This window comes from Pseudomonas sp. 05N434 (genome assembly GCF_056396965.1).
The window spans coordinates 1-1024 of sequence record NZ_JBFTMK010000934.1 but is presented as its reverse complement, the minus strand read 5'-3'; the positions used below and the strand labels follow the sequence as shown (position 1 = coordinate 1024).

Annotated in this window: 1 protein-coding gene and 1 pseudogene; one reads left to right on the top strand and one right to left on the bottom strand. The window is 53.1% G+C overall.

Annotated elements, in window-relative coordinates:
- Positions 1-450: DNA/RNA helicase domain-containing protein (locus AC1DLB_RS30845; protein ID WP_477786385.1), on the top strand; the 450-nt coding region annotated here is incomplete at its 5' end.
- 469 nt (positions 451-919) lie between these two features.
- On the opposite strand, the pseudogene AC1DLB_RS30840 reads toward AC1DLB_RS30845, so the two are convergent.
- Positions 920-1024 (bottom strand): annotated as a pseudogene (locus AC1DLB_RS30840) (hypothetical protein); the annotation flags it as partial.

The following is a 1024-nucleotide window of genomic DNA, read 5'->3' as shown; positions in this document are numbered from 1 at the left end:
GGTTACTGCTGGTCTTGGCTCAGCAAGAAAGACTCCGAGGCCGCTGACATCGTTATCGGCAATGACTACGCACGCCAATGGAATCTGGATCAGGATGGCAGCTTGTGGATCATCGCTGAAAATTCCATTGAACAGGTCGGTTGTATCCACACCTGCCAAGGGCTGGAAGTTGATTATATTGGAGTGATCGTCGGACCGGATCTAGTCGTGCGTGATGGGCAGGTGGTGACGTCGCCGCATGAGCGAGATAAGCACGACAAATCGATTCGTGGCTGGAAGAAGTTGATGAAGGAGCAACCTGCTCTGGCGCAGCAAGAGACAGACCTGATCATCAAAAACACGTATCGAACATTGATGACTCGTGGGATGAAGGGCTGCTACCTATACTGTACCGATCAGGAGACCGCGCAATACTTTGAGAGTCGACTTGCCGGGTACAGCAACGACTGATGGCCCCGCGGGTTGGATGTCACTATTCGGGTTCAGCCTCACGAAAAAACCGTAGGCGGAACCACGAAAAAAGCCGGTCAAATGCCGTGCAAAAACCACAAAAAAGTGGGGGAACAAATGGGGGATCAGAGCGCTTTCAAAAACACCTAAATCATTGTTTTTCAAAAACATAGATCAGTTAAAAGCTAACCACAAGCCGGCTTTTTAATGCCCGGAATAATCCTGCGCCCTCCCCCAAACCAACCTCAGCCCCCTCATCAAGCACCGCACTCCTTGTAGCAGCTGGCGAAGCCTGCGTCCGGCCACGAAGCAGTCGTAAAATCAGGCAACCGTTTCTTTCAGGAAGACCGTGTACAGCGGATATGCGAGGACTTCGGTCGAGCGCGACCCCGGCTCGAACGCAGCCTCGCAGGCTCGGCAGCTGCTACGGATTGGATAAAGGTCTCAGCAGTGCCGAGACGATCCCCCCTCACGGATAACTAAACCCCTTAACCAACGTCAACTCCCCCACCGCCCGCATCGTCACCAGGAACGTTTCCATTTTTTCATCTGGCGTCCCCTCCTCCGTAATCAC